At 61.9% G+C, this 24,524-nt stretch carries 23 protein-coding genes and 2 pseudogenes; 11 read left to right on the top strand and 14 right to left on the bottom strand.

Going from position 1 to position 24,524, the window contains the following annotated elements:
- Nucleotides 1-1,191 carry a heme biosynthesis protein HemY gene (locus tag ACEN8U_RS27470; RefSeq protein WP_028360427.1) on the top strand — a complete coding sequence of 397 codons (1,191 nt, stop codon included), beginning with the start codon at nucleotides 1-3 and terminating at the stop codon, nucleotides 1,189-1,191.
- A 66-nt stretch (nucleotides 1,192-1,257) separates the two neighbouring features.
- On the opposite strand, the gene ACEN8U_RS27465 is transcribed toward ACEN8U_RS27470, so the two are convergent.
- Entirely contained in the window at nucleotides 1,258-1,710 is a 453-nt protein-coding gene (locus ACEN8U_RS27465; RefSeq protein WP_310105904.1) for a hypothetical protein, read from the bottom strand.
- A gap of 447 nt (nucleotides 1,711-2,157) precedes the next feature.
- On the opposite strand from ACEN8U_RS27465, the gene ACEN8U_RS27460 reads away from it, so the two are divergent.
- Nucleotides 2,158-2,658 (top strand): hypothetical protein, encoded by a 501-nt coding sequence (locus ACEN8U_RS27460; protein WP_310105907.1) that lies wholly within the window; start codon nucleotides 2,158-2,160, stop codon nucleotides 2,656-2,658.
- Between the two features lie 286 nt (nucleotides 2,659-2,944).
- Nucleotides 2,945-4,222, top strand: coding sequence for a hypothetical protein (locus tag ACEN8U_RS27455; RefSeq protein WP_310105910.1), 1,278 nt, complete (start codon nucleotides 2,945-2,947; stop codon nucleotides 4,220-4,222).
- Between the two features lie 627 nt (nucleotides 4,223-4,849).
- On the opposite strand, the gene ACEN8U_RS27450 is transcribed toward ACEN8U_RS27455, so the two are convergent.
- Together ACEN8U_RS27450 and ACEN8U_RS27445 are read right to left on the bottom strand one after the other, a co-directional pair.
- Nucleotides 4,850-5,452, bottom strand: coding sequence for a phosphatase PAP2 family protein (locus tag ACEN8U_RS27450; RefSeq protein ID WP_310105913.1), 603 nt, complete (start codon nucleotides 5,450-5,452; stop codon nucleotides 4,850-4,852).
- A 191-nt stretch (nucleotides 5,453-5,643) separates the two neighbouring features.
- On the bottom strand, nucleotides 5,644-6,471 hold the full coding sequence (locus ACEN8U_RS27445; RefSeq protein WP_413658068.1) for a LysR substrate-binding domain-containing protein: 828 nt from the start codon (nucleotides 6,469-6,471) through the stop codon (nucleotides 5,644-5,646).
- 174 nt (nucleotides 6,472-6,645) lie between these two features.
- Here ACEN8U_RS27445 and ACEN8U_RS27440 point away from each other — a divergent pair.
- Together ACEN8U_RS27440 and ACEN8U_RS27435 are read left to right on the top strand one after the other, a co-directional pair.
- A pseudogene (locus tag ACEN8U_RS27440) lies at nucleotides 6,646-7,131 on the top strand (MCP four helix bundle domain-containing protein); the annotation flags it as partial.
- Between the two features lie 3 nt (nucleotides 7,132-7,134).
- On the top strand, nucleotides 7,135-8,199 hold the full coding sequence (locus ACEN8U_RS27435) for a methyl-accepting chemotaxis protein (RefSeq protein WP_413658631.1): 1,065 nt from the start codon (nucleotides 7,135-7,137) through the stop codon (nucleotides 8,197-8,199).
- Here the strand turns inward: ACEN8U_RS27435 and arsN2 are convergent.
- The 6 genes from arsN2 to ACEN8U_RS27405 all read right to left on the bottom strand — a co-directional run bounded on the left by arsN2 (nucleotide 8,186) and on the right by ACEN8U_RS27405 (nucleotide 12,543).
- Complete coding sequence (arsN2, locus tag ACEN8U_RS27430) at nucleotides 8,186-8,650, bottom strand: arsenic resistance N-acetyltransferase ArsN2 (protein WP_310105918.1); 465 nt, start codon at nucleotides 8,648-8,650, stop codon at nucleotides 8,186-8,188. The two genes, ACEN8U_RS27435 and arsN2, sit on opposite strands and share 14 nt — an antisense overlap.
- Before the next feature lie 124 nt (nucleotides 8,651-8,774).
- On the bottom strand, nucleotides 8,775-9,497 hold the full coding sequence (gene arsH, locus ACEN8U_RS27425) for an arsenical resistance protein ArsH (protein WP_310105921.1): 723 nt from the start codon (nucleotides 9,495-9,497) through the stop codon (nucleotides 8,775-8,777).
- 30 nt (nucleotides 9,498-9,527) lie between these two features.
- The gene (gene arsB, locus ACEN8U_RS27420; protein WP_310105924.1) at nucleotides 9,528-10,598 is read right to left on the bottom strand and encodes an ACR3 family arsenite efflux transporter; all 1,071 of its coding nucleotides are present in this window, start codon (nucleotides 10,596-10,598) and stop codon (nucleotides 9,528-9,530) included.
- A 22-nt stretch (nucleotides 10,599-10,620) separates the two neighbouring features.
- Nucleotides 10,621-11,115, bottom strand: a complete 495-nt coding sequence (locus tag ACEN8U_RS27415; RefSeq protein WP_310105926.1) for an arsenate reductase ArsC — start codon at nucleotides 11,113-11,115, stop codon at nucleotides 10,621-10,623.
- A 50-nt stretch (nucleotides 11,116-11,165) separates the two neighbouring features.
- Nucleotides 11,166-11,489, bottom strand: coding sequence for a metalloregulator ArsR/SmtB family transcription factor (locus ACEN8U_RS27410; protein ID WP_310105929.1), 324 nt, complete (start codon nucleotides 11,487-11,489; stop codon nucleotides 11,166-11,168).
- 100 nt (nucleotides 11,490-11,589) lie between these two features.
- Nucleotides 11,590-12,543, bottom strand: a complete 954-nt coding sequence (locus ACEN8U_RS27405) for an AraC family transcriptional regulator (RefSeq protein ID WP_413658630.1) — start codon at nucleotides 12,541-12,543, stop codon at nucleotides 11,590-11,592.
- Between the two features lie 103 nt (nucleotides 12,544-12,646).
- Between ACEN8U_RS27405 and ACEN8U_RS27400 the strand changes: the two genes are divergently transcribed.
- Nucleotides 12,647-13,729, top strand: coding sequence for a medium chain dehydrogenase/reductase family protein (locus tag ACEN8U_RS27400; RefSeq protein WP_310105935.1), 1,083 nt, complete (start codon nucleotides 12,647-12,649; stop codon nucleotides 13,727-13,729).
- Nucleotides 13,730-13,757: 28 nt separating this feature from the next.
- A complete protein-coding gene (locus ACEN8U_RS27395) occupies nucleotides 13,758-14,726 on the top strand; it encodes an oxidoreductase (protein ID WP_310105938.1) in 969 nt (322 codons plus the stop codon).
- Nucleotides 14,727-14,856: 130 nt separating this feature from the next.
- Here ACEN8U_RS27395 and ACEN8U_RS27390 read toward each other — a convergent pair whose 3' ends face one another.
- Entirely contained in the window at nucleotides 14,857-15,741 is an 885-nt protein-coding gene (locus tag ACEN8U_RS27390; protein ID WP_413658064.1) for an SDR family oxidoreductase, read from the bottom strand.
- A gap of 203 nt (nucleotides 15,742-15,944) precedes the next feature.
- Here ACEN8U_RS27390 and ACEN8U_RS27385 point away from each other — a divergent pair, with 203 nt between their 5' ends.
- Entirely contained in the window at nucleotides 15,945-16,907 is a 963-nt protein-coding gene (locus ACEN8U_RS27385) for a GlxA family transcriptional regulator (RefSeq protein WP_310105944.1), read from the top strand.
- A 98-nt stretch (nucleotides 16,908-17,005) separates the two neighbouring features.
- On the opposite strand, the gene ACEN8U_RS27380 is transcribed toward ACEN8U_RS27385, so the two are convergent.
- Nucleotides 17,006-17,938 (bottom strand): LysR family transcriptional regulator, encoded by a 933-nt coding sequence (locus ACEN8U_RS27380; protein WP_310105947.1) that lies wholly within the window; start codon nucleotides 17,936-17,938, stop codon nucleotides 17,006-17,008.
- 209 nt (nucleotides 17,939-18,147) lie between these two features.
- Between ACEN8U_RS27380 and ACEN8U_RS27375 the strand changes: the two genes are divergently transcribed.
- From ACEN8U_RS27375 to ACEN8U_RS27365, 3 genes and pseudogenes are all read left to right on the top strand, one after another.
- Nucleotides 18,148-19,014, top strand: coding sequence for an NmrA family NAD(P)-binding protein (locus ACEN8U_RS27375; protein WP_310105950.1), 867 nt, complete (start codon nucleotides 18,148-18,150; stop codon nucleotides 19,012-19,014).
- Nucleotides 19,015-19,293: 279 nt separating this feature from the next.
- The gene (locus tag ACEN8U_RS27370) at nucleotides 19,294-20,232 is read left to right on the top strand and encodes a cysteine synthase family protein (protein ID WP_310105952.1); all 939 of its coding nucleotides are present in this window, start codon (nucleotides 19,294-19,296) and stop codon (nucleotides 20,230-20,232) included.
- Between the two features lie 79 nt (nucleotides 20,233-20,311).
- A pseudogene (locus ACEN8U_RS27365) lies at nucleotides 20,312-20,470 on the top strand (MoaF C-terminal domain-containing protein); the annotation flags it as partial.
- 65 nt (nucleotides 20,471-20,535) lie between these two features.
- Here ACEN8U_RS27365 and ACEN8U_RS27360 read toward each other — a convergent pair.
- From ACEN8U_RS27360 to ACEN8U_RS27350, 3 genes are all read right to left on the bottom strand, one after another.
- Nucleotides 20,536-21,855 carry an MFS transporter gene (locus ACEN8U_RS27360; protein WP_310105955.1) on the bottom strand — a complete coding sequence of 440 codons (1,320 nt, stop codon included), beginning with the start codon at nucleotides 21,853-21,855 and terminating at the stop codon, nucleotides 20,536-20,538.
- Between the two features lie 216 nt (nucleotides 21,856-22,071).
- Complete coding sequence (locus ACEN8U_RS27355; RefSeq protein ID WP_310105958.1) at nucleotides 22,072-22,830, bottom strand: SDR family oxidoreductase; 759 nt, start codon at nucleotides 22,828-22,830, stop codon at nucleotides 22,072-22,074.
- Nucleotides 22,831-22,898: 68 nt separating this feature from the next.
- Nucleotides 22,899-24,338, bottom strand: a complete 1,440-nt coding sequence (locus ACEN8U_RS27350; RefSeq protein ID WP_310105961.1) for an aldehyde dehydrogenase family protein — start codon at nucleotides 24,336-24,338, stop codon at nucleotides 22,899-22,901.
- Between the last annotated feature and the right edge of the window lie 186 nt (nucleotides 24,339-24,524).

Here is a 24,524-nt window from a genome sequence, read left to right as displayed (position 1 = left end):
ATGGCGATCCGGGGACTTCTATGGCTCGCGTTGCTGTTCGCCGTCGCGGTCGTGCTCGCGGTGGTCGGGCGCTTCGACATGGGGCAGGTGCTGCTGGTGTATCCGCCGTACCGCGTGGACATGTCGCTGAATCTGTTTGTGGTCGGGCTCGTGGTGCTGTTCATTCTGCTGTATGCGCTGTTGCGCATCGTGCGCAGTATCTGGCACATGCCGCAGCGGGTGGCCGCGTATCGTGCGCGCGCGCGGGTCGCGAAGGCGCACGCGGCGCTGCGTGACGCGATCGGCAATCTGTACGCCGGGCGTTTTTCGCGCGCGGAAAAGGCCGCGAAAGACGCGCTCGCGAATGGCGACAACAAGGGCGCGGCGGGTTTGATTGCGGCGACGGCGGCGCATCGCATGCATGAATATGCGCGGCGCGACGAATGGCTCGCGCAGATCGACGGCGCCGACTGGCAGGACGCGCGTCTCATGGCCACCGCCGACATGCGCGCCGACGGTCGCGACGCGGACGGCGCGCTGGCCGCGCTGAAGGAAATGCAATCGCAGGGCGGCCGGCGCATTCACGCGCAGCAGATTACGTTGCGCGCGCAACAGCAATTGAAGAACTGGGCCGAAGTGCTGAAGCTCGTCAAGACGCTGGAAAAGCGTGAGGCGATTCACCCGGCTGTGGCTGTGCGTCTGCGGCAACTGGCAGCGGAGAACTTGCTGCGCGATCGTCGGCATAACGCGGATGCGCTGCTGGAGCTGTGGAATTCGCTGACGCCGACGGAGCGCCATTCGCCGCGTCTCGCCGATCTCGCCGCGGAGCTGCTGGTCGCGCTGAATCGTCCGCAGGAAGCGCGCAAGATTGTCGAGGACGCGCTCGCGCAAAACTGGGATGCGCGTTTGCTGCGTCGTTATCCGGACACTGCGGGCGGCGACGCGTTGCCGCTGATCCAGAAGGCCGAGGCGTGGCAGAAGGATCGTCCCGAAGATGCGGACTTGCTGTTTGCGTTGGGGCGGTTGTGCCTGCATCAGCAGTTGTGGGGCAAGGCGCAATCGTTCCTGGAACGCGCGTTGAAGCTCGCCGATAACGAGACGCTGAAGATCCGCTCGCATCGCGCGTTGGCTCGCTTGCATGAGCAACTCGGGGATGCCGAGAAGGCGAGCCTGCATTATCGCGAGAGTGCGTTGGCGATGAATATCGTTTGAGCTGGTTTTGCTTGATTTGACTGATGGCCGCAGCGTGTGCTGCGGCATTTTTTTTGGTGTTCCGCGTTAGTGGGGCGCGGTGTGCGGCGGTTGGGCGAGGCGCGCGGGTTTGGCGGGTGCTTTTTTGCGGGGCGTGGCGGTGGTTTCGTTGTTGACTGGCGCTTTTGCTTTCTGCGATGCCTCGGCGAGCAGCCTCGTCGCGTGGTGCGCGGTGAGGCGGCTGTGTGGGACGCCTTTGGCGTCGAGCGCGATGACCTGGAATAGCTCGCGGTCGCATTCCAGTTCCTGTTGGTATTGCTCTGCTGTGTCCAGCAGGAGTTCGAGAAGCGTTTGACGGCGACGCCGTTCGTCGCGTGAAATGGCAGGATTGCTAAGTATCGAGGACGCGAGTGTAATCAAGGTGTCCAGTTGAGCTACCTGACGGTCGCAGAGATCGAATGCGGAAAGGGCGAGTTTTTCGTACTGGAGGGCGTCGACGGGGGCGCGTTGGGCTTGTTGGCTTTTGAGGGGCTTGGTCATGTGCGATCTCCCTGTGATGCTTTTTGGATCGCCCGGACAACCGCTTTTTGGGGAAGGGTGAGCGGGCACGATAGCGGGTTAGCAGACCGGCGTTGAAACCATAACCGGCGAGCCTTGCGGCTCCCCACCACGGCCCGCCCATAGAAGTATAGACGTGCAGCAGTAGACGCACGGCCTGCGTGAGCAGGCGTGCGGGTTTCAACGGTCAGGCTGTCAAACCTGGTCGCCAAATGTTTGCCGGCGACTTGGTAATTATAAAGGCGTGGCTGTCTCGGATTTGGTTTTCAGCGGTTGGATGGTTGCGGTTTGTGAAGAGTTGTCAACGCGGGTCGACAACGTCGGCGGGGCGGGATATACGTTTCGGATGCGGAAGGCGATGAGCCTGCGACCGATAGAAATAGACCGGGACTGCTGAACGAAGTGCCCTATCCGAATAAGGATGCCGCGATGGAATTGCAAGGAGTTGGAAGCGGCGCGTTAATCGCGTTCGGAGTTGTAGTGTTGGCGGTTGTTGGGGCTGCGGCGTGCGGGCGTGTCATGGCGTACATTTTTGCTGCTCCGACTGGCAGGCGAGGGCGGTCTTTGAGTGTATTGAAGACTCTCGAGAAGTGCCTTTTCGCGGCTTTTACGTTCGCGCTCGTGATTAACTACGCGCTAGACGTCAGGCTGCGGTCGAGGGCGCACGACTGCGAAAGAAAGCAATCCGACGACGGGAAATACATCGCCGAGCTTTGCCTGCTGCGCGACGAGGGGCATGACGCTGACTATGTTGGTCGTGTGTATGACGCGAAGGATGGCCAGTTACTTGTCGAGCGAACGTTCAATGCTGCTGAGACGGAATTGTCCTGGCTTAATGGGCAAGTTAGCTTTATGCGCGGCGGGGAGAATTACGATGTGGTGCGGCTGCCGGCTTCGTGGATGGAACGGCTGCTGGCCAAGGCGCCATAGGACTATCTAGCGTGGTCTGGGCGCCGCGGATAACGATTAGTGGGCTTTGCTTCCGGACACTTGATAATGCATTGTGAATAGGCGCCTCGCGCTCCGCTCCCGCCCTTAGACCCGGCGCGACGTCGACGGCGGCTTCCAAGCTACAACGGTGGTTGGTCGACTTGCGTAGGGAGGCGCAAGCGGTCAAGCTCAGATCCTACGACCGAACTATTCCTCGTATAATAAGTTCCTTGGCGTCCGAGGGACTCGCCTTCTCATATCAAGAAATGTTTTTTCCGGGGGCAACATGAGTATGCAAGAAAAGAATCTAGATAAACTTAGGAACGTAATAAATGAAAATTTGCGTACGCAAATTGGAAATGACAAAGTCAATTACATAAGCACCGGGCATACGCTCAGCGATGTCACTGCGAAGCAGAGTCATTGCATATTCGCTCGTCGCGGTTGTGGAAAAACCCTGCTGCTTCATCACTCAAGACGTCAACTGGACACTGAAACGAGAGCGATTTATATCAACTGCGAAGACTTCAAACATCATTCATTTCCCAACGTTCTTATCGAATTGCTTGACGCGACATTTAGAGAACTCGACCGCAATCTCCTAGGTTGGTTCGGGAAAAGCAAAAAGCTGAAGGCGATCCTTACAGACATTCGCTCGAGCCTGATGACGCTTCGGCAGGCTCCCGATCAGCAATCGATAGAAGTGAAGGCGGCACTGAGCGAGCACGCCGAGCGTAAAACTAGCGGTACAGGGAAAATTGGAGCAAAAGTACATTCAGCAGAAGCCTCGATCAGCGCAGGCTCGGACCGGCTCTTCAAAAGCTCAAGCGATATCGAACGAAAATATGTCCACAATGAAAATAAACTCCAACAACTGAACCACAATTTACCGAGTTACAAGACCGGAATTCGTGACTTTTTTTCGATCTCTGCCAAACTTCGGTCAGTATTTATTCAGATTGATGACTTTTATCATCTAAATCGCACCGATCAACCTTTCGTTGCTGACTATATTCATAGGCTTTGTAAGGATACTCCGCTTAAATTTAAAATCGCGACGCTTAGGCATAATTCGGTGATGTACATTGAGCGTGCAGGACAGCCGATTGGAATTCAAGAGCGTCACGACTATCAACCGATAAACATCGACTTCACTTTCGAACATTTTGACCGCACCCTTGCGCAAAACCGCGGAATTTTTCTCGAATACTGCAAGCTAGCGGGGATGACTCCTGCCGATTTTGATGCCCTTTTCAAAGGAAAAGGATTCGACCGACTCGTTCTTGCCGGCGGCGGTGTTCCGCGTGATTGCATGTCGTTTTTTCTCGAAGTCCTAGACAGGGTAAGAACAGCAGACCCAGCGGGAAAAATTGGCAAGGATGACGTTCGTTTCCTAAGCAAGGAAACCTTTGAGCGTCGAATTGATGAGCTTAAGCAGGATTCCGAGGGACAGGATCAAGATACTTTGCTAAGGGCATATATGCCCTACGCAGTTTTTGCCTCGAAAAGAAAAGCAACGTCTTTCTTGTCGCGGAAAACGAAATTCAAAGCGATGACGACCTAAAATTGCTTCTCTACCGCCTGATGGATTATCGAATAATCCACCGCGTCGCAAGTTCTCTTACGCACAAATCAAAGACCGGGTCGAATTATCAGGCATTTGCCATTGACATAGGCTGTTATGCGTATATGCGTAACTTACAAAAGCGCGTCGTTGAGATTGATTTGACAGAAGCGACTGCCAAGGAAAAGATGCGTTCTAGTCCTATATTTGAAGGCGAAGACTTGCGTCGAATCTGGCTCAATTCGGAGGGTAAGTCTGGAGCCGCGGCGTTAGCGGAACAGGATCAAACAGACAACGAGGTCGTCTAGCGTCGGAGCATCGGCCTATAGGCGCCCCTGAAATCCGCTTTCGAGGCGCGAGACATTCTCAGGGCTGCGCAATTTGCGAGAATCAACGTCCGAAGACACCGAGAAACGGACGTTTCCACGTCCATGTCAAGCGTACGCGGATATCTTTAAATGACCCATGGCTGCCGATGCTCCCGATAAAAATCTCAGGAAGAATCACTGGCAGCATATTGCGGGTTGCTGGCGACGTAACGGCTTAACCGTATCACAAGTCGCGCGGGCTTTCGCTCGCGGTCCGCTACCGATTTCCCTCGACTACCACTCCGCCGCTCGTGCCCCCTCACGACGAAATCCACCCCCGCCCAATAGGCCACGCCAACACCTTCCTATACACCGCAACGAGCCCACGAGTCAGCGCCGCGCCGGACATCCCCCACAGCGGAGCAACCACCGCATACGCGACGCAAGCGATAACAACAGCGCCAGCCATATCCAACGGAAAGTGCACGCCGATGAAGATACGCGCCCACGCCACCGCAAACCCCGCGAGCAGCATCGCCAGCCCATAGCGCCGCTCCCCCGCGAGCAGCAACGTCAACGCACCGCTTGCCAACACAGTCCCGTGGTCGCTCGGAAACGATGAATCCGGCGCATGCTCGATAAACGTATGACCCAGGCCGATCATGAACGGCCGCGGATGCATCCACCCAAGACCGATCAGCTGATTGATCCCGAGCGCCAGCAGCACGACGCAGCACACCCGCACTGCGGCGGCGCGTCGGTGCTCGCCGCCCGCGAGCCACATCGCGGCGAGCACGAGCGGCACGAGGTAAATCACGTCATCGGCGATAAAGCGCGCGGCGTCGATGAGCCAGACGGGCGTCGACGGCGTCGCATTGATCGACAGAAAGAGTGCGCGGTTCAGCGCTTCCAGTGCATTCATCGGTCTAGATCGCAGTGAAATGTGCCGATCTTAGCCGTCGAAACTTATGAAATGCTTATGGCGCCGCTCAAACGACGCCGCATAGACGCGAGCAAGCCAGCATGAGTTCAAGCATCAGGAATAGCAAACGACGTCATGCTCTGCCGACCGGACGCATGCCCGACGCGCCCGCAATCACTCGCGGCCGCCGCTCAAAGCCGGGCACGAACGCGGTGGATTCGCGACTTCCGTACCAGGTTTAAAAAGGCTTGCAGAACGGGGGAGTTGTCCCCACGACGATACAGACAGGTCAACTCGATTTCCCGCGACTGTTTCGATCTGAGCGGGCGGTACACAACCCCAGGCAGCCGAAGATTGACTGCCGATTCTGTCGTCACGCAAATGCCGGAACGGCTCGCAACCAATGCGATGCACGTCACCACGTCCTCGACTTCCTGCTCAACACGCAGTTGCAGATTCTCGGCGCGAAACGCAGCGGCCACCTCTTGCGCGAGACCATGCACGGGTGCGTTGGGATAAAGAATCATCCGCTCGTTGTCGAGATCCCGCAGCGTCACCGCCTTCTTCGCGCACAGCCGATGTCCTTCATACAGCGCAATCAGAAACGGTTCTCTTAGAACCCATTCAACCGCGATATCGGGTTCGTCGGGCACGAGACGATTGGAGCCGATCGTGATGCGCCGCTCACGCAGCGCACTGATCTGCTCGGCCTTCGACATATTGTGCAAGCCAATCTTGACCTCGGGCCGTTCGGTATGGAATTCGGCGAGCAACCGGGGGATGACGTTCAGAATCCCCGAACTGAAAATGCCGACATCGAGCCGTCCCAGGTAGCCTTGCCCGGCCAGTTGAGCCTGTTCCTCCGCACGCCACGCAAGAGCAAGAATGTTGGGCACCTCTTCCATCAACGCGCGACCCGCCTCGGTCAGCTCGGCGCCCTTCGTGGGTCGGACGAACGGTTGCGTACCGAGTTCTTCTTCGAGCGCACGGATGTTGCGTGTGAGCGGCGGTTGCGCCATGTGCGGACGTTCCGCCGCCCGTCTGTGTGCGTCAACGCGATGCCACGTAAACCCCGTCTTCAGTTCAACGTCCGCGCGCCGTAAAGATGGGCAAGGCCTGCTAACCGGGCCGAGCGGACCGGTCGGCTCGCCGGCTGCGCTTTGATATGAAGAAAAACCACACTTGGGGGTGGCATGAAATCGTTCTATCGGTTAAGCGTCGGCAAGCGGCTGAGCGTTCTGATCGCGAGTGCTGCGCTCGGGTTGTTCCTGGTGTCCGGCCTCGCGTTCCATCAGATTCAACGCGTTTATGATTCGGCATCCTATGCAAGCGTGAATACGGTGCCGAGCCTGCGGGTTCTGGATGAAGCGCAGATCGCCTTCGGCACAATGCGCGTGCTCGCCTACCAGCACATGTTGAGCCCGGATGCCGCCGGAAAAAGCACGATCGTGACGAAAATCGGCGCGCAGCGCGAGCGCATCGTCGATGCCCTCAAGCGCTATGAGCCGTTACTGTCCGACGACCGCGATCGCGCGATGCTCGCCGCAGATCGCGAGCTGCTCGCAAGCTATGAAGCGCTGCGCGACAAGGCGCTGGAACTGTCGAACTCGGATGCGTCCGCAGCGTTCAGGCTCGGGCAGTCGCAGATGATGCCCGCAGCGGACAAACTTAACGCCGCGCTGATGGACCATCGCGCGTACAACGTCCAGCTCGGGCAGCAAGGCAGCGACGAGGCGGCGCGGATCGTCAGCCGCGTGCTGTGGATGGTCGCGATCGTGGCGGCATCGACGGTAGTCATGGTGTGCGGGCTTGGCTTTGCGATCGTGCGTCACCTGTTGCGCGAGCTGGGCGGCGAGCCGTCGTATGCCGTGGAAGTGGCGAAGCGCATTGCGGCAGGCGATCTCGCGACCGAAGTGCGCCGCAAGCCCGGCGACGACGCGAGCCTGCTCGCGGCGATCGGCGCGATGCGCGACAACCTCGCGCTGATCGTCGGGCGCGTGCGCAACGGCACGGAGGCGATTGCGAGCGCGTCGCGGCAGATTGCCGCCGGCAACCTGGATCTGTCGTCGCGCACGGAGGAGCAGGCGGCTTCGCTGCAACAGACGGCCGCCTCGATGGAAGAGCTCACGACGACGGTCAAACACAACTCCGACAGCGCGTCGCAGGCCAACGAGCTGGCGTCGGCGGCGTCCGGTATCGCAGCGAAGGGCGGGCAGGTCATGTCGCAAGTGACCGGCACGATGCTCGCGATCAGCGAGGCGTCGAGCAAGGTGGCCGAGATCATCGGCGTGATCGAAAGCATCGCGTTTCAGACCAACATCCTCGCGTTGAACGCGGCGGTGGAGGCCGCGCGGGCGGGTGAGCAGGGCCGCGGCTTCGCGGTCGTCGCCTCCGAAGTGCGCAGCCTCGCGCAGCGCAGCGCCACTGCTGCGAAGGACATCAAGACCTTGATTACGGACTCGGCCTCGCGCGTCGAGGCGGGCGGGGCGCAGGTGGGACAGGCAGGGGCGACCATCGAGGAAGTCGTCGTCAGCGTGCGGCAGGTCGCGCAGCTTATTGCCGAGATTGCATCTGCGGGACGGGAGCAGGGGAAGGGCATCGAGCAGGTGAATCAGGCCGTCGCGCAGATGGATCAGGTGACGCAGCAGAACGCGGCGCTCGTGGAAGAGGCCGCGGCGGCTGCGGAAAGTTTGCGGCATCAGTCGCAGGAATTGGAGGAGGTGGTTCGAGTGTTCAGGATGGGGTAGGGCGTGGGGGCCGAGCGTCGACCGTCAGCACTTTCAACATCGTGATAGCAGACGCCGGACACACGCCCCGGAATTGGCTGGATGCCAGCAGAGGCGGAGGCACCTCGTTGCGCGCAACGGGCGCAAAGCCTTGATCAGCAAAATAGTGCTCTGCCGTTGTCGTTAGCAATGCTACCGATCGAACCGCCCGCGTTCGGCACGCTGCCAACAAATGGGCGATGATGGTTTCGCCGAGGCCGCGACCACGGGCGTCCCGTGCCACAACGATCGAGCGCATGAGAGCGAACTCGGCGTAATATTCAACGCCGCCACACGCGATGGTCCCAGATGGACCCACTCCTACGACGAAATGGGACAGGTGCTCCGCAACGCCGGCCGTAGGCAATTCGTTGGCTTTGAGCAATGCCTCTATCGCGGCGAGGTCGGTTGCGACTGCTGATCGAAGATGCATGATGCGGGTCCTGGTGTGCCAGTGACTTCAACAGCCGGAACAATTTCACAGAGGCGCGAAGCGTTCGACAGCGTGCGAATGGGCGGGGCGACCCGAACGCGAGCGGCGACTGGGACCGCTCGCATCAGATGCCTGATTGATTCACGCGCTTCATCAGCGCCTCTGCGCTCTCCTTGCGTTCGCTGTACCGGTCTACGAGGTACGGACCGATGTCGCGCGTCAGCAGCGTGAACTTCACCAGCTCTTCCATTACGTCAACGACGCGGTCGAAATACGCTGAAGGCTTCATGCGGCCGGCTTCGTCGAACTCTATGAAGGCCTTGGCCACCGACGACTGGTTGGGGATGGTCAGCATGCGCATCCACCGTCCGAGCACACGCATCTGGTTGACTGCGTTGAACGACTGCGAGCCGCCGCTTACCTGCATCACGGCGAGCGTCTTGCCTTGGGTAGGCCGCAACGCCCCGACCGAAAGCGGAATCCAGTCGATCTGCGCCTTCATGATGCCGGTCATCGCACCGTGCCGCTCCGGCGAGCACCAGACCATTCCTTCCGACCACAGCACCAGCTCGCGCAGTTCGGCCACCTTGGGGTGGCTGTCGGGCGCGTCGTCCGGCAGCGGCAGGCCGCTCGGATTGAATGTGCGCACTTCGGCACCCATCGCCGTGAGCAGGCGTGCAGCTTCTTCGCTCAGCAGGCGGCTGAAGGAGCGCTCGCGCAGCGAGCCATAGAGCAACAGGATACGCGGCGGATGCGGCGATGCCTTGGCAGGCTGCAGGCGATTGATGTCAGGCACGCGAAACAGCGCAGGGTCCACCTGCGGGAGGTCAGTAGCGAGATCGGACACGTTTGCCCTCTGTGATTGATTCCATATTCGTCAGGCGCATTCGTACCAGTCCTTTGAGCGGTTCACTATGCGCACCACGAGCAGCATGACGGGCACCTCGATCAGCACGCCCACGACCGTCGCGAGCGCGGCCCCCGAGTTGAAGCCGAACAGGCCGATTGCAGTGGCGACGGCCAGTTCGAAGAAGTTCGACGCACCGATCAGCGCGGACGGACAGGCAATGTTGTGCTTCTCGCCGACCGCGCGATTGAGCCCGTAGGCAAGCGCCGAATTGAAGAACACCTGGATCAGGATCGGCACGGCGAGCATCACGATGACGAGCGGCTGCTTCAGGATGGCCTCGCCCTGAAACGCAAAGAGCAGCACCAGCGTCGCGAGCAATGCGGTGATGGACCACGGGCCGATCTTCGCCATCGCGGCTTCGAACGCCGCTTGCCCCCTGACGAGCAGCGCCTTGCGCAGAACCTGGGCGAGGATCACCGGAATCACGATGTAGAGCGCGACGGACGTGAGCAGCGTCGCCCACGGCACCGTAATCGCCGAGATGCCGAGCAGCAGGCCGACGAGCGGCGCAAAGGCGACCACCATGATGCTGTCGTTCAGCGCGACCTGCGAAAGTGTGAACAGCGGATCGCCACCGGTCAGCCGGCTCCAGACAAAGACCATCGCCGTGCAGGGCGCTGCGGCAAGCAGGATCAGACCCGCGACGTAACTGTCGAGTTGTTCTGCAGGCAACATCGGCGCGAACATGTGCTTGATGAAGATCCATGCGAGCAGCGCCATCGAGAACGGTTTGACCAGCCAGTTCACAACGAGCGTGACGCCGATGCCCTTGACGTGCTGGCGCACTTCATGGAGCGAGCCGAAGTCGACCTTGACGAGCATCGGGATGATCATCACCCAGATCAGCAGGCCGACCGGCAGATTGACATGCGCATATTCCAACCGGCCGATCGCCTGGAAGACTCCAGGCAGGACCGGCCCAAGCAGAATGCCTGCGACGATGCACAGCGCGACCCAGACGGTCAGGTATCGCTCAAAGAAGCCGATGGCCGGTTTCGCGGCCGGCGTTCCCGAAGCGGCAACATTGGGGGTGTTCATTGTGTGACTCGGCGGAAAGGGTTCAGCTTTGAAGGATGTCGTTCAGCGCCTGCTGCAACTCGGTGTTGTCCAGACTTTCGAGGGGAAGTGCCAGCAGTTGCAGCATGCGGTAGCCGATCGCCTCGCGCGTGAGGTTGAAGGCGTGCCGCTTGCCTTCATCGCCGCCCGGCGCGTGCGACGGATCGGCATAGCCCCAGTGAATCTTGACAGGGCTTCCCGGCCAGAACGGGCACTGTTCGGCCGCTGCGCTGTCGCAGACCGTGATGACGATGCGCATGTGCGGTGCGCCATCCTGCGCGAATTCATCCCAGCTTTTGCTGCGATAGCCTTGCGTATCGATGCCCGCGTTCGTCAGCGCTTCAAGTGCGAACGGATTGATGCGTCCGCTCGGGGCGCTGCCCGCGCTATACGCGCGGACGTCCTTGCCGAGCTTCTTCGCCCAGTGGTTCAGCATGCCCTCGGAAAGCACACTGCGTGCAGAATTGTGTGTGCACAGAATGAGTACGTTCGTGGTCATGGTGTTATAGCGTCAACGTGGACGTGAAACCGCTTAATGTTGGTTCTCCGTCAACATTTGCACGAGTCCGCGCCTGGCTCAAGGCAAGGTTGCCCCTGGCAGCAGTTTTCGGTCAGAAAGCCAAGCACCGCGCTCATCTGGTCATAGGCGGCCCGATAGATCAGGCTGCGCCCGTCGCGCTCCTGAGTGACGAGCCCCGCGTGCATCAGCTCCTTCAGGTGAAAGGAGAGCGTCGCGTTGGGAACCTCGAGTTGCTCCGCCATGGCGCCCGGCGTCAACCCGGTCGGACCAACGACGACCAGCATGCGGAACACACGCAGGCGTAGCTCGTGAGCGAGCGCCGCAAGTGCGCGGATAACGTCTTTATTTTCCATAATTCCAATATAGTCGAAATATAGCGTAAAAGCAAATCGCTGCGGCAGTTAAAGCACACCCAACCCTCCGGCTTCTCGAAGGCTCGCTATGGATGACCTCCTAGGCCTGAGCGATGTTCACAGCGCCGCCACCACGCCCCACGCGCGATCGAACCCGATAACGCCCCGGACTCACCCCATACATCCGCCTGAAGGCAAGGCTGAACGCCGTTGCCGACTCATAGCCTATTTGCCGCGCAATGGCGGCGAGCGGTTCGTCCCCTGCTTTCAGTACGCTACACGCCAACGTCAAGCGCCAGCGCGTCAGATACTCGAGCGGCGGCAGGCCCACCTGCGCCCTGAAGCGCTCCGAAAACCCCGTGCGTGACATCGCCACGGCAGAAGCGAGGTCTTCGACTTTCCAGCGCCGTGCGACCTCGCCGTGCATCAATCGAAGCGCGCGGCCAATCTTGGCGTCGGCCAGCGCGCCGAGCCATCCTGCCGGCGCCTTTCCCCCCGCGAGCCACGCCCGGAGAATGTTGACGAGCACGATGCTCGCAAGGCTTGCTGCCATCGCCACCGCACCTGGCCTCACGTCCTCGGTTTCCATCGCAATCAGCTTCGACGCCAGTTCGAGCGCGCCGGTACCCGGCGCATCCGACCGGATATGGATGAGCGGCGGCAACGCGTCGAGCAGCAGGCGACTGACATCGTCGTCGAGGATGAAGCGGCCGCCGGCCCCGACCGTGCGCGTTGGCCCTTGCCCGAACCGCACCACGCCGTCGTCGTCGGGATGCGGCGGCAGCACGTCGACGCTTTCGCGCAGGGGCGCATCCGGCGCGCTGGCAAAACAATAGGGACGTCCATCCGTCAGCAGATAAAAATCTCCCGGCGCAAGCTTGACGACGTCGGCCGTACCGTCGATCCAGAGCCAACGGTCGCCTTCAATGATGCTGCCGAACTTGATGTGCCGGTACGCGGCAAATCGCAACGCCCAAGGTCCGGCGCCCTCCAGACGGGCCGAAAGCACGCTTTGAACCCGAAGTAGAGCCAGGACGTCGGAAAGGGGATCCATCGGCGGTTTTGTACGATCGAATAGAAAATATGTTCTTTTCATTATTGATGAAACGGCCAAGACCGGCAACACTGCGGTTGTTTCAAAGACTCGGGAGACAGCAATGGCGAACCAGCAGATGAAGGCCTGGCGTTTGACACGCATGGGCGGCCAACTGAGCCAGAAGCGCGTGCCCGTCCCCGAGGTTCGCGCCGGCAGCGTGCTGGTGCGCGTGGAGGCGTGCAGCCTGATGTCCTATCTGAAGTCCTACGTCGAGGGGAAGCTGCCGTTCTACTCGCCGCCCGAAGGCGAATACACCATCGGCACCAACGGAGTCGGCGTCGTGGAAACCGTCGGCCGCGATGTCTGGCACATCAGGGCGCGACAACGTGTACTGATCTCGTCGCATTTCGTTGCCCGCGAGAACGTCGACGATCCCGGCCAGGTCCTGATCGGCTCGACGGCAGGCGCGGGCTCACAGACCGTTCTCGCAGACTGGCCGGACGGCACCCTGGCGGATTACACACTGGTTCCCGTCGAAGCTGTCACGCCCGTCGATGGCCTGGATCATATCGACAGTGCCCAACTGGCCGCGTTGAGCCGTTTCATCGTTCCGTTTGGCGGCTTGCTGCGTGGGCGTCTTGCCGCCGGTGAAACCGTAGTCGTGACGGGTGCCACGGGCGCGTACGGCACCGCGGCCGTGCTGCTTGCCGTTGCGATGGGCGCTTCGCGCATCATCGCCGCCGGCCGCAATCGGGCCGCGCTCGACACGATCGCCCGCATCGGCGGTGCGCGCGTGCGACCGGTCGCGCTGCGCGGCGAAGTTGCCGCCGATGCCGCTGTCATTCGGGAGGCGGCAGGAGGCGGTGTGGACATGGCATTCGACATGGTGGGCAATGCCGGCGATCCGAATGCCACGCTCGCCGCTCTGCACAGCTTGCGGCGGGCCGGTCGCCTCGTATTGATGGGGAGCATGACGGTCGAACTGCCGATCCCCTATACGCAGGTGATGCTCAACAGCTGGGAGATCCTCGGACAGTTCATGTACCCGCCCGCAGCGTATCGCCGTCTGATCGAACTCGTGCGCAGCGGCCAACTGGACCTGTGTGCCATCCAGCCGCGCGTTTATCCGTTCGCGGACTTGCCCAATGCGATGCAAGCCGCCGCCGCGGCCGGCAGTGCCGAATACGTCGTGGTCAAGCCCTGAACCTCCACTACCCTACCCGCAGAGTCCCATGCCGCATTCCCAAACGCCCCTCCATTCCGGCTTCGGCTCGCAGAGCACCGCGCTGGAAGTACTCGGTGCCGCCAATCTCGCCGGCAAGACTGCCATCGTCACGGGCGGCTACTCCGGCATCGGCCTTGAAACCACGGCCGCCCTGGCCACCGCCGGCGCGACGGTGATCGTGCCGGCGAGAGAGCCGGAGAAGGCACGCCAGGCCCTGTCGTCCATCGCGCGGATCGAACAAGGACAGATCGACCTGATCGATCCCGCGTCCATCGATCGTTTCGCCGACGCGTTCCTTGCGACGGGACGTCCGCTGCACATGCTCGTCAACAATGCCGGTGTGATGGCGGTGCCGCTGCAGCGCGATGCGCGCGGCAATGAACTTCATCTCTCGGCGAATCACCTGGGACATTTTCAACTGACCGTTCGCCTGTGGGATGCGTTGAGGCGTGCGCAAGGCGCGCGCGTCGTCACGCTTTCTTCCGGTGCTCACCGGCGTTCGCCGTTCGACTTCGACGATCCCAATTACGAGCGTGAGAAATACGACAAGTGGAACGCTTATGCGAGATCCAAGACCGCCAACGTACTGTTCACCGTGGGTCTTGATCGCCGGGGCGAGCCGCATGGCATTCGTGCGTTCGCCGTACACCCCGGACGCATTGAAACGAATCTGCAGCGACACATCCCGCTTTCGGAATTACAGAAGATGGGCTTTCGGAACACCCGCGGCGAAATTCCAGCGGACCAGGTCGGCATGTACAAGACCGCGCAGCAGGGCGCGGCCACGACGGTCTGGTGCGCCGTTAGCGCGGCCCTGGAAGGTATCGGCGGCGTCTATTGCGAAAACTGCGATATTGCGCAGGCCGTCGGTGCAGAGCATCAGGCCTTGGACGGAGTGCTTCCGTGGGCAATCGATGCGCACGACGCTGAGCGGCTGTGGCAATTGAGCGAGCGAATGACCGGCGTTTCCATTTAAAGCAACGGTCACGGAGAGGGTTTTCAACGCTGAAAACCCGCTCGACAGAACTTGCGGCCGTTAGCCTGCGCGAAGCGGCACCGGAGGTGCAGTGACTCGGACCGGTATTGGCCTTGCCCCGGACGTATCGTTAAGCCGTGCCGGACCGCCTTTTCGTCTCGGCGAGGTAGGTCAGTCCGAGGCTCTCGAGCGCCTGCGCCTGCGCCTGAACCGATGCCGCTTGAGCGTTGAGGGCGTCGGCGCCGAATGACTGCCCTACGACCCAACGTGCAGGGCGCGTACCGTTTGCCTGTTCGACTAGCTGCACGATTGCATCGGCCACATCGTGCGGATTCGGGGCTTGGTCGCTCGCGAACAGCGCCATTAACGTCTCTACCATCTTGTCCGGAATCGCACCGGCTTCACCGTAGCCAAGCGCACGCACCGCGTCGGCGGGCCGCTGCGCGCTGGCGAAGATATTCGTTGGATAGTGACTGGGTTGAACGAGGACGACGTCGACGCCCAACGTCGATAACTCATAGCGGTAGCTGTCGGTTAAAGCTTCAATTGCGAACTTCGATGCGCCATAGAGACCGAAGAACGGAAACGTCACGCGGCCGAGTATCGAGCCGATGTTCACGACCAGGCCTTCACCCTGTTTCCTGAAGGCCGGCAGTACCGCTCTCAACGTTCGCTGAATGCCGAATACGTTCACATCGAAGAGTGCCTGTACCTGCTTGGTGGTGAACGCTTCGGAAACGCCAGCTGACCCAATACCTGCGTTGTTGATGAGGACGTCGAGACGACCTGCATTTTCCAGTACTAAAGCTACGCCGCGTTCGACGGACGCATCGTCCGTCACGTCGAGTTCGATGACATGCACGCCTCTCGCCCGGAGGGCATCGGCATGAGGCCGGTTTCGGCCGGCGCTGTCGCGCATCGACGCGAATACCCGGTGCCCGGCGCGTGCGAGCGTCTGCGCCGTGTCGCGGCCGAAGCCGCTGCTCGCGCCGGTTATCAGAATATTTTTAGGCATGCTGAGTGTTTCCAAAAATGAGGTTAGAGAACCGGGACCGAGAGCGCATCGGTATGTGCACGTGCGATGCGACGAGCTCCGAACCGCTCATGCTCCTTTCCTTTCTCAGGCGGCATAGACCTCCACCGCATTGCTATGCAGTCTAGGCTTTGCACGGAAACCGGGCTATAGTCGTAAATGACATTAATAGCGATATTTACGACATGCGATTGTCCATCCTGGCCCTCGACGGTCTCTTCGACACCGGGCTGACCGTGCTGCTGGATACCTTCGCGATGGCCAACGAACTGGCTTCTGCACAGGGCTTTGCCGCAGCGCCCTTCGACGTCAGTGTTATTGGCGTGCGCAGACGCATCCATACCGCGCACGGCTTGTCCATGCAGGTGGAACCGGCAAGCAGCGTACGCCATCCGGACTGGGTGATCGTGCCTGCGCCCGGTGTCAGGCAGCCGGAGCGCCTGATCGAGACGTTGCAGCGCCGGGACGTGTGCGATGCGATGGCGCACCTTCGCGCCTGGCGTGCCGACGGCGTGGGCGTGGGCGCCGCCTGTATCGGTACCTTTCTGCTGGCCGAAGCAGGGCTTCTGGATAATCGCGAGGCGACCACCACCTGGTCACTCTCGCCTTTCTTTCGTCAACGTTATCCGGCAGTGGAGCTGAATGATTCGCGGATGGTCGTCGCCGCGGACCGCCTCGTGACGGCGGGGTCGGCCATGGGCCATCTCGATCTTGCGCTGTGGTTGCTGCGTCAAGCCAGCCCCGCACTGGCAACGCTCGTTGCCCGCTTCATGCTGATCGACAAGCGTTCGTCACAGGCCGAATACATCATTCCGGATTACCTTGCACACGCCGATCCCCTGGTTGCGCGATTCGAGCGATGGGCTCGCGAGAACCTGTCCGTGGGTTTTTCGCTTCAGAGCGCGGCAGCCGCATTAGCCGTCGGACCGCGCACGTTGCAGCGCCGTACCGAGGCGGTACTGGGCAAGTCGCCATTGGCGTTCTTCCAGGATCTGCGCATCGAGCGGGCACAGAATCTCGTCTCCATGGGTTACGACCTGGAGAAAATCGCAAGCGAGGTGGGCTACGCGGATTCCGCGACGTTGCGAGCCTTGCTGCGTCGCAGGCTCGGCCGTGGAGTGCGGGAGCTGCGCGCGAGCAATCGGTAGCGTCCGTGGACGGATCGGCATTTCTCGCCAACGTGGAGAGACGCAGCGTGGAGGACCGTCGCTGCGTCGGCACCGGCGCGTTCGTGCGCTGCGATGCACTAGCGCGTGCGGGCTCGCTCCTGATTGCCCGTCAGTTCGACCATGAAGTCAAGAAAAGCCCGGGTCTTTGCCGGGACGTAATGCCGGGATGGGTAGTAGGCGTATAAGGGGTATCGCTCGTCTGTCCACTCGGGAAAGAGATTGATCAACCGGCCGTCGGCAATCAGGGGCTCCGCGCCGAGCAGCAGCATCTGCGCAATTCCGGAACCGGCGAGACACGCGTTGAGCAGGGCGCCCGGATCGTTTACCGTGAGGCGTCCCCGGGTGTCGACCACAAGGCGTCTGCGCCTGCGATGGAATTCCCACTGGAACGGCTTGCCGGTCTCCGGGTTGCGAAATTCGAGGCATCGGTGGCTTCGGCTTTCGAGGTCCTCGGGTTTTGCCGGCCGTCCACGGCGCGCGACGTACGAGGGCGCCGCGACCGTCACAATCGGGGTATCGAGCAGCTTTCTCGCGATCAGCGTCGACGCCTGTGGTTCGCCGAATCGCACGGCGAGGTCGAAGCCATCCATGACGAGGTCGCCAAGGCTGTCTCGAGCGATGAACTCGATTTCGAGTTCGGGATGCGCATCCATGAACGCATCGAGTGGTTGCCCGAGAATGGTCCGATAGACGACAGGATCCAGATTGATTCTCAGCTTTCCGCGCACAGCGGAGGCGCCACCTGCCGCGGCCGCGGCTGCCTCTTCCAGCCCCGCCAGATGGGGCATGACCTGCTCGTAAAAGCGGCGGCCCTCTTCAGTCAGCGAGACGGAGCGCGTGGTTCGGTTGAAGAGCCGGATGTTCAGCCTTTTTTCCAGCCGCGCAATCGCCCGGCTGACTCCCGGCGGCGTCATGCCTATCACTTCCGAGGCGGCCGCGAACGTCCCAGCATCCACCACGGCGGCGAACACGCTGATGCTGCCGGACAGCTTCTCGCTACTGGATCTCATGGTGGTTTGAGTGAATAGGGGTGGCCAATCGCGAGCGGCCACTGAAGGCCGGCGCGCCAACGCCGCCCAGTGCAGCAAAGCCGGGCGTCCGCGTCGATCATGCCGAATTGGTGACTCGTTGTCACTTATCTAATGCCATCCATGTTGTTTTGTTTCGTTCGGTGTTTGCCCAGAATGCGAACGACGTGTTCACACCTGGAGGATGAGCAATGTATGCAATAACAGGAATCACCGGCAAGGTCGGCGGCGCACTGGCCCGCCAGCTGCTGGCAGCAGGTCAGCGGGTGCGCGCAGTCGCGCGCGACGCGACGCGAGCCGGATCGTGGGCGGAGCGCGGTTGCGAGATCGCGACGGCTCGCATGGAAGACCCTTCATCGCTCGCGGACGCGTTTGCGGGCGCGACGGGCGTTTTTATCCTGCTGCCTCCTGAGTTCGATCCGCAGCCCGGGTATCCGGAAGCGCGCAAGGTGATCGAAGCCGTCTCCGCAGCGCTTATGAAGGCGCGCCCCGAAAAGGTCGTTTGCCTGTCGACGATCGGCGCGCAGGCTAAAGAGCCCAATCTGCTCACGCAACTCACGCTGATGGAGCAGGCGCTGCGCGAGATGCCGATGCCGGTGACGTTCCTGCGACCTGGCTGGTTCATGGAGAACGCCGCGTGGGACGTCGCGTCCGCGCGCGACAATGGCGTCGTCGCCAGTTACCTCCAGCCGCTCGACAAGCCCGTGCCGATGGTCGCCACCGCGGACGTCGGCCGCGTCGCGGCAGAACTGCTCCAGCAGACGTGGCACGGTGTGCGCACCGTCGAGCTCGAAGGTCCCCGCCGGGTGAGTCCCGACGACCTCGCGTCGGCTTTCGCCCGGGTGTTGAGCCGTGAGGTACGCGCGGAAGGGGTCGACAGGCGAACCTGGGAGGCGCTGTTCCGCGCGCAGGGCATGAAGCATCCGCTACCGCGCATGCGCATGCTGGACGGCTTCAACGAAGGCTGGATCGATTTCGAGAGTTCTCCTGACAAAATCTTGCATGGCCACGTCGCATTGGAGACGGTTCTGGGCGAACTTGTGTCGCGTACGGTCTGAACCCATTCGGCCGGCGACGCGTGGCGCGAGCGCCCTGCGCCCCACCTATGCATGGGGTTGCCCGTCAAACGAAGGGCGATATTCCACGTCGGGAGGAATGTCGCAATTGTCGCCATTAATGTCATTTATGACTATGGTGCACGCCCCCGCCGCGAGTCTAGACTGCGAAGCACTATCTCGGCGCTCGGCGGGTTTCACTACGGAGTCTAAGGCAGCAGGCATTCCCGTCGTTCCGCCGCCGCTTTGCGTCTTACCGGTTCGCCTACTCCAGAGGTCACCATGAAATCGACTCCCGGCAACATCCTCGACACGATCGGCAACACGTCGCTCGTCCCTTTGCGAAACGTGGTCCCGAAGAACGGCGCGCGCGTTTTCGTCAAGCTCGAAAGTCAGAATCCGACTGGCAGCATGAAAGACCGGATCGCGCTCGAGATGATCGAAGCGCCGGAGCGCGACGGGCGTCTGAAGCCCGGCGGCGCAGTGGTCGAATACACCGGCGGCAGCACAGGCGTGTCGCTCGCACTGGTGTGTGCGGTCAAGCGGCATCCGCTGCACCTGGTTTCATCGGATGCGTTTTCGAAGGAGAAACTGGACCACATGCGCCTGCTTGGCGCGAAGCTGACGATCGTCCCGAGCGACAACGGCAAGCAGACCGGAAAGCTGACCAAGGACATGATTCGCGAAGCGCATCGGATTGCCGCAGAGATGGGCGCCTACATTACTGCGCAGATGGAAAACACCGATCAGCTCAACGCCTATACGAAGATGGCCGACGAGATCTGGGAGCAGACCGGCGGCCGTCTCGACGGCTTCGTTCAGAGCGTCGGCACGGCCGCGTCGCTGCGCGCGACTTCGCGGCGCTTGCGCGAGCACGATGCACGCATTCGGATCACCGGGGTCGAGCCGGCAGAATCCGCGGTGCTCTCGGGCGGTCCGACTGGAGCGCACAAGATAGACGGGATCGGCGCGGGCTATATCGTGCCGCTCTGGCACGACGGTATCGCCGACGAACTGGAGCGTGTCTCGACGGACGATGCGAGAGCCATGGCGTTCCGGCTGGCCGCTGAGGAGGGACTCTTCTGCGGAACCTCGACGGGAGCCAACGTAACCGGCGCATTGCGACTCGCGGAACGGCTTGGCCCCGACGCCACGGTCGTGACGATCATGTGCGACACAGGCATGAAGTATCTGAAGTCGTTCGCGCAGACCCTGGGCTGATGGCTTCCTTGATGTAATGAAGCCGCAGCAGCCGTTGTCATCCTTCTGGTCGATGTCGAGCGCGGCGCCGCGTCTGTAGAAGATCGTGCCGACGCTTGGCGTCGTGATGATCGACCTCGATCGCATGAAGACCGGCGGCAAGATTTTCGGCTATCACGGCAACCGCTTCGACGCACTCTCCAATTTCCCGGTCGGTGCGCACGCTCGGGTGCTCAACGTCACGCGGCATCCCGAATGAACATGTCGTCCTGACGGCGGGCAAGGGGCACCGCCAGGGCTTCAACACCGGCAATCTGCTTCAACTCACCGGTTGACGATCCGCGCCGGCACGCTGATCGCCAGCAACCCGCCCAACACCATAAACGCCGCGAGCATATACATGCCGGAATCGTTAGCCGCGGTCGCCTGCTTGAGCCAGCCCACCGCATACGGACTCAGGAACCCGGCGAGATTGCCGATTGAATTGATCATCGCGATGCCGGCCGCCGCGCCCGTTCCCGCCAGAATCGCCGTCGGCAAACTCCAGAAGAGCGGCAACGTAGTCAGGATGCCCATGGTCGCGAGCGTGAGAGCAGCCATCGCGAGCAACGTGTTCTGCGCCCAGACCACCGAGAGCACGAGCCCGATCGCCCCGGCGAACGCGGGCAGTGCGATGTGCCAGCGCCGCTCGCGCGTGCGGTCCGCGCTGCGCGCGACGAGCACCATCGCGATCACCGCTGCCGCGAACGGAATCGCCGAGAGCAGCCCAATCGCGAACGCATCCTTCACGCCGGTCGCCTTGATGATGGTCGGCAGCCAGAAGCTCACGCCATACAAACCCATCACAAACGAAAAGTAGGTGAGGCTCAGCATGAGCACGCGGCCGCTCGTCAGCACCTGGCGGATCGGCATGTCGTGTTTGGTGGCTTCCTCCGCGGAAACGTGACGCTGCAGCAACTCCTGTTCTTCCTTCGTCAGCCACCTGGCTTTCGCAATGCGGTCGTCGAGCGCGAAGAACACCAGAATGCCGACCAGCACCGAAGGCACGCCTTCGAGCAGAAACAGCCACTGCCAGCCATGCCAGCCGTTCATGCCGTTGAACGTCTTGAGGATATAGCCCGACACCGGCCCGCCGATCACGCCCGAGAGCGCAATTGCCGTCATGAACCACGTCGTCATGCGCCCGCGCCGATGCGCCGGATACCAGTAGGTGAGGTAAAGAATAATGCCTGGAAAGAAGCCTGCTTCGGCAATGCCGAGCAGAAAGCGCATCACGTAAAACATGGTCGGCGTGGTGACGAACATGGTCAACATGGAGATCACGCCCCACGACACCATGATCCGCGCAATCCATACCCGCGCGCCCACCTTGTGCAGGATCACATTGCTTGGGATTTCGAAGAAAAAATAGCCGACGAAGAAAATGCCTGCGCCGAAGCCATAAACAGCATCGCTCAAGCCGAGGTCGCTCGTCATTTGCAGTTTCGCGAAGCCGACGTTCACGCGGTCCAGATACGCGACCACGTAGCAGAGCATGAGAAGCGGGGCGAGCCGCCAGTTCACCTTGCGGTAGGTCGCCTCCTCGAACGTGGAAGGCGGCGCACCCGCGCCGGGATGGTGGAGCGGATCTGCGGGACTAGCCATGGTGTCTCCTCTTTTCTTGTGGAATTGAAGTGCCGCGTCGATCGATTCTAGCCGTGCGGCGCGGCTCGCACGTCAATTGAATACCGGGGGAAAACACTGAGCCCGGCAAGCGCCGGGCGTGAACGGCGCTTGCTCAACGGCTCGAGGGCTCAAGGGCTCAAGGGCTCAAGGGCTTGGCAAACGCAAGCAAGCGCGGGCGGAACACGCAATGTACCGCTACACGCAGCGGCCGCCGTCCACTTCCAGGCACACGCCGGTGATGAACTCGGCTTCGTCCGAAGCCAGATACAGCGCGGCGTTGGCAATGTCCTGTGGCGTCGAGAAGCGGCCGAGCGGAATGCCGGCGAGAAAGCGCTTGCGGTTCTCAGGCGTATCTTCGACGCCCATGAATTCCGACAGCAGCGCCGTTTCGCCGATTACCGGATTGACGCAGTTCACGCGGATGCGGTCGGGCCCGAGTTCCACGGCAAGCGACTTGCTCGCGATGATCACCGCGCCCTTGCTGCCGTTGTACCAGACGAGCCCCGGCCGCGGCCGCACGCCCGCCGTGGAGGCGATATTGATGAAGCTGCCGCCGCCTCGCTCGCGGAAATACGGCACGAATTCCTGCACGCTCCAGTAGATGCTCTTCACGTTCACCGCATAGACGCGGTCGAACTCCGCCTCCGTGACTTCGAGCACCGGCTTGTTGCGATGCGTGGTGCCCGCGTTGTTGACGACGATCTGCACGCTGCCGAAGTCTTCCAGCGCCGCCTCGCGCAGCTTCTGCCAGTCCTCGCGTTGCGCGACGTTGCCCGCGACCGCAATGGCCTTACCGCCCGCCAGCGCAATCTCGCTCGCGACGCGCTCGGCGGCCGGCCCGTTCAGATCGTTGACCACGACGTTCGCGCCTTCGCGCGCGTAAGTCTTTGCGATGCCTTCGCCGAAACCCGAGCCGCCGCCCGTGACGATGGCCGTTTTACCTGTCAACCGCATGATGTCTCCGCTGTTTATGTTGTGACGTTGCCACTGGCTGAACCGTGAAGCGACAACCCGCGCACCACCTAGCCGTGCCGGATCGCAATAGTCTTCAGCACGGTAAAGCCGTACAGCGCCTCGAAGCCTTTTTCGCGCCCGTGGCCCGAATGCTTGACGCCGCCAAACGGCAATTCGACGCCGCCGCCCGCGCCATAGTTGTTGATGAACACCTGCCCCGAGCGGATGCGCCGCGCAAGACGCATCTGCCGCGCGCCGTCGCGTGTCCAGATGCCGGCCACGAGGCCGAATGGCGTGCCGTTGGCGAGTGCGAGCGCTTCGTCTTCGTCGCTGAAGGACATGGCGGCGAGCACGGGGCCGAACACTTCGTCGCGCGCGAGACGGTGGTTCGCAGGCACATCGCGCAACAAGGTGGGCGCCTGGTAGAAGCCGCTTTCCGGCGCTTCGGGAATCACTTCGCCGTGCGCGGCCATGGCAATGCCGTCGTGCTGCGCGTCGGAGAGAAAGTCCCACACGCGCCGCTGCTGCTTCGCGTTGATGAGCGGCCCGCAATCCAGGTCGGCATGCGAAGGCCCGACGCGCAGCGCATTGAACGCGCCGCTCAGCCGGTCGAGCAGCGGCTCGTAAATGGCGCGATCGATCAGCACGCGGCTGCCCGCCGAGCAGGTTTGCCCGGCGTTCTGCACGATGGCTGAGACGAGCACGGGCAGGGCGGCGTCGAGATCGGCATCGGCGAACACGATTTGCGGCGACTTGCCGCCCAGCTCCAGGGTGACCGGCACGTGGTTCTCAGCGGCCATTTGCGTGACGAGCTTGCCGGTTTCCGGCGAACCGGTGAACGAAATATGATCGATGCCCGGATGGCGCGCGAGCGCTGCGCCGGCGTCGTGGCCATAGCCGGTGACGACGTTCAGCGCGCCCGCGGGCAAGCCCGCTTCGGCCGCCAGTTCGGCGACGCGCAGCACCGACAGACACGCGTCCTCGGCAGGTTTGACGACGCAGGCGTTGCCCACCGCGAGCGCGGCGCCCACGCTGCGTCCGAATATCTGCATCGGATAATTCCACGGCACGATGTGGCCGGTCACGCCGTGCGGCTCGCGGATCGTCATCACCGTGTAGCCGGCCTGGTAGGGCAGCGTTTCGCCGTGAAGCTTGTCCGCCGCGCCCGCGTAGAACTCGAAATAGCGCACGAGCGCCGCGGAATCCGCGCGCGCCTGCTTGAGCGGCTTGCCGGTGTCGCGCGCTTCGAGCTGCGCCAGTTCTTCCTGATGGGCGGCGACGAGCATGGAGAGCCGGTACAGCACGCGTCCGCGTTCGGCCGCGCTGGCCGCGCCCCACGCGCCTTCAAAGGCGCGGCGGGCGGCGTGCACGGCGGCGTCGATGTCCGCCGCGGTGCCGCGCGCGAGTTGAGTGAACGGCTGACCGTCCGAGGGATCGAGCACGGCGATCGTCTCGCCGCCTGAGGCAGCGGCCCACTCGCCGCCGATGAAATGCCGGGCTTCTTGCATGCAGACTCCTTGAGGTCGCGCAGCCGGCGCTCGTGCGAACCAGCACGGAGCCGAACGCCGCTGCGCGGTGTTCACAAACGAGAGGCACAATCGAAAGACGCCAGACGATTATCGCGCCGATCCGCCGCGGGATGCCATCGGCCGATTGGCTATAATGGCGCATTCCGCACTGTCCGGCCGCAGCGC

Source organism: Paraburkholderia phenoliruptrix (assembly GCF_047325075.1).
Taxonomy (GTDB): Bacteria; Pseudomonadota; Gammaproteobacteria; order Burkholderiales; family Burkholderiaceae; genus Paraburkholderia; species Paraburkholderia phenoliruptrix.
The sequence above is the reverse complement of the archived record's forward strand: the minus strand, read 5'-3'. Positions and strand labels throughout refer to the sequence as shown.